Annotated in this window: 2 protein-coding genes and 1 pseudogene; all 3 read right to left on the minus strand. The window is 45.9% G+C overall.

The genetic code is table 11. The annotated features are described in order from the left end of the window. Positions 1 to 522: 522 nt before the first annotated feature. The 3 genes and pseudogenes from J1785_RS02625 to dusB all read right to left on the minus strand — a co-directional run bounded on the left by J1785_RS02625 (position 523) and on the right by dusB (position 3,201). Positions 523 to 1,666: pseudogene (locus J1785_RS02625) on the minus strand (IS3 family transposase). Positions 1,667 to 1,917: 251 nt separating this feature from the next. Further along, a complete protein-coding gene (gene fis / locus J1785_RS02630; protein WP_004097144.1) occupies positions 1,918 to 2,214 on the minus strand; it encodes a DNA-binding transcriptional regulator Fis in 297 nt (98 codons plus the stop codon). A gap of 21 nt (positions 2,215 to 2,235) precedes the next feature. Next, entirely contained in the window at positions 2,236 to 3,201 is a 966-nt protein-coding gene (gene dusB, locus J1785_RS02635; protein WP_129954769.1) for a tRNA dihydrouridine synthase DusB, read from the minus strand. Positions 3,202 to 3,764: the final 563 nt, after the last annotated feature.

The following is a 3,764-nucleotide window of genomic DNA, read 5'->3' on the forward strand; positions in this document are numbered from 1 at the left end:
AAGTTACTCATAATTTTTCATTATAGCACCAAACTGACCACATCCTAATACATAGTATACTATACAGAGGAAACTGTAATCTAACTCTCTAATAAAAGCATAATTAGCTCATAGTTCAACAGTTCAAAAAGTGTCGTGTACTGGATGCAACATCAGAAAACTCGATGATTAATAAAAATCTTTTATCAAACTCATTAACATTGTTAAGCAAAATTATCTCGTATCAGTTAGGTTTTCGATAAAAGGAAATTTGAAAACACATCCTATTGTGTGGTTATTAATTCCGAGTACTATATATAGTATTTTCAAAATGAACATTGCCGGACCTTTTAGGATGAAAAATCGATGTGGCTATGTCCATAGACGCAATCTGCTCATCATCTAATCGGAAATGTTAAGTGCAATGGATAGCAAAGATTAGTATTTTTGCCCATGATCACCTCCTTGCTGTTACCAATAACCACAATTCAGTGTTAGACAAGGATGATCCTGAAATAAATATATTGAATCGCCACGGATAATCTAGAAACTTTTGAGCCATTGATAATATTGGTTCTCGTATTCTGCCGGTGGCATGTGATTGCTCGAGCCATACTGACGCCTACAGTTATAAACATTCCGATGTAATCAAAAATATCGCTGCGGGCTTCTTCCCGAGTTCCGTAGATCTTTTTCTTTATCCGTTCGCGCTTCAGTAGCTGGAAAAAGCTTTCAGCAACCGCGTTGTCGTGGCAGTTACCGCGACGACTCATGCTGCCTTCAAGACCGTGTGATTTCAGGAACGACTGCCAATCATTGCTCGTGTATTGACTGCCCTGATCAGAGTGAACCAGTACCTGTTTTTGAGGATTATGCCGCCACACCGCCATAAGTAATACATTCAGAACAATGTCTTTTGTCATACGGGGTTGCATTGACCAGCCGATAACTTTCCGGGAGAACAAATCAACCAGCACGGCCTAATACAGCCAGCCTTCGTAGGGCCGGATGTAGGTTATGTCCGTTACCCAGCGCTCATCCGGTGCGTCCGGATTGAACTGCCGCTGGAGCCTGTTAGGCCCCACGATGCTGGCTTCACCTTTGCGTGCCCGTGGGCTCCGGTACCCGACCTGAGCTTTTATTGCGGCACGCTTCATCAGCCGCCAGACCCGGTTTACTCCGCACTGTTGCCTGGTATCACGCAGGTCGAGATGGATCTTGCGATAACCATAGACGCAACCTGACTCAAGGCAGAACTGTTTGGTCTGCCCGGTCAGCATCTGGTCTGCCTGGTGACGCGGTGAATGTGGCTGCTGAAGCCAGACATAAAATCCACTCGGATGAACATTCAGAACCCGACAGAGCAGACGAACAGGCCAGTAATGGCCGTTGTCGCGGATAAAGGCGTACCTCAGTCGGACAGTTTTGCGAAGTATTCTGCGGCTTTTTTAATATGTCTCTTTCGTTAGTAAACTGCTTCAGTTCTTTCTGAAGCCGCCGGATCTCAGACTGGGAATCAGACTGCGTGTTAGTGGCTGATGAATAAGGACCGTACTTTTTACCCAGGCATAGAGGCTGTGCGTGTTGATATCAAGGCGGGTGGCAACACTTGCGATGAAATGGCCGCGATCAACAACCTGTTTAACTGCTTCGGTTTTAACTCTTCGGGATAACGTTTACCGTTCATGGACACCTCTCTTTTAAGTCATCTTAAATGACTCTGCTGTGTCTGTTGAACCCGTGACCATTCAGACGTCAAAACCAATAGATAGCAACTTGTATCTTAGCCAATCTTAGGCATTTGAGAAACGCTGTTTGTTCATAGCTGTATATCTTAGTACACAACCCCGTATATCACTTGGTGTATCACGTATAAACAAAAAGGCGCTAATCCATAAAAGGAAAGTCGCCTTTTTTCAAATACTTAACTGATTAGTATCAGTTCATGCCGTATTTTTTCAATTTCTTACGCAGCGTACCGCGGTTGATACCCATCATCAGGGCCGCACGAGTCTGGTTGCCACGGGTATACTGCATCACCATGTCTAACAGTGGCTGTTCAACTTCAGCCAATACCAACTCATACAGGTCATTCACGTCCTGACCATTCAATTGAGCAAAATAGCCCTTAAGTGCTTGTTTTACCGAGTCACGCAGAGGCTTTTGAGTCACCTGATCTTGTGAGTTTACGGTAGAAACGGTCAGTACGTCAGAATTCACGCGTTGTTCGAACATAGTTCTGTCAGCTCTTTTTTGTTACGCAAGATTTTCGAAATATGCTTCCAACGCCTCCAGCTGTTCGCTGGCATCCTCTATGGCGTTGAAGGAGCGCCGAAACTGGTCATTTGGGGCATGCTCCTGGAGATACCAGGAAACGTGCTTACGGGCGATACGGAATCCCTTGCCTTGACCGTAAAAGTCGTGCAATTCCCGTACGTGCCCTATTAACAAGCGCTGAACCTCACCCATAGAAGGTGGAGGTAACAACTCCCCTGTGTCCAGATAATGCTGGATTTCCCGGAAGATCCAGGGTCTCCCCTGAGCGGCACGTCCTATCATCAGAGCATCAGCTCCGGTGTAGTCGAGTACCGCCCTGGCTTTATGCGGGTCAGTTATGTCGCCATTCGCGATAATCGGAATGGAAACATTCTGCTTAACTGTCCGAATACTGTCGTACTCTGCTTCTCCATTGAAGAGACAGGCACGGGTTCGGCCATGAATTGTCAGGGCCTGAATTCCACAGTCTTCAGCCAATTGGGCAATTTGTACACAGTTACGGTGTTCCGGTGCCCATCCAGTACGGATTTTCAACGTGACTGGCACATCTACTGCATTCACAACGGTCGTCAGGATTTGTTTAACCAAATCCGGATACTGCAGTAATGCAGAACCTGCCAGTTTGCGGTTCACTTTCTTGGCCGGGCAGCCCATATTGATATCAATGATTTGCGCACCGCTTTCCACGTTAATTCGTGCAGCGGCCGCCATATCTTCGGGGTCACAACCGGCAATTTGCACGGCGCGGATCCCCGGTTCATCGTTATGTACCATACGCAAACGTGACTTATCCGTCCGCCACACCTCCGGATTGGAGGAGAGCATTTCAGATACTGCCATCCCAGCCCCCATCGCATGACATAAGGCACGAAATGGTCGGTCAGTGATACCGGCCATCGGGGCCGCAATCAGGCAATTTGTAAGCTGGTGGTGTCCGATGCGCATGAACTAGGAATGACCATACTGATGTCCGCAAGGGCGCGTATATTACGCATTTTCGTTGCGATATGAAAGGCCAAACTTTGAGCAATTGGATAAGAAAATGCCTTGCTTGCGATGTAAGTCACTGCATTTTGTTTTTTTATCTTTGTTTTACATGGCGTTATCATGATGTGGTTAAATTGTGCGCTTGTGCAAATTCCTAATATCTCTCTGAATCCCCCTGATATAACAGTTGATTCTAAGGGTAGATTTGCCCTTTTAAGCAGCAACAACCACAAAATTCCGTGATGTAGATCACTCTTTGGTCAAAAATACGTCTCACCGACTGCCGCAGGATGAGTTCAGACTTGTCTGGCCTAAAGGCTGCGCCGTTCCCCTTTTTCTCCGCTCCCAGCGTATGGGATAAACCCTAATAATAAGCATGCTAAATGTATCATGTAGAGAAACAGGATTTTTATTACTATTTGGTTGAATTATGATCGCCCCTTATTTTGGAGACGGGTCATGTTTGAACAAATTATTGAAGAATTTCAAAACGGGGACATTATTTATGGTCTGGATGCTCC

Source organism: Rahnella perminowiae, from assembly GCF_019049755.1.
GTDB lineage: Bacteria > Pseudomonadota > Gammaproteobacteria > Enterobacterales > Enterobacteriaceae > Rahnella > Rahnella perminowiae.

Excerpts from the sequence above, each read along its gene's own strand:
- fis (WP_004097144.1), bottom strand. The coding sequence starts at position 2,214 with ATGTTCGAACAACGCGTGAATTCTGACGTACTGACCGTTTCTACCGTA.
- dusB (WP_129954769.1), bottom strand. The coding sequence starts at position 3,201 with ATGCGCATCGGACACCACCAGCTTACAAATTGCCTGATTGCGGCCCCG.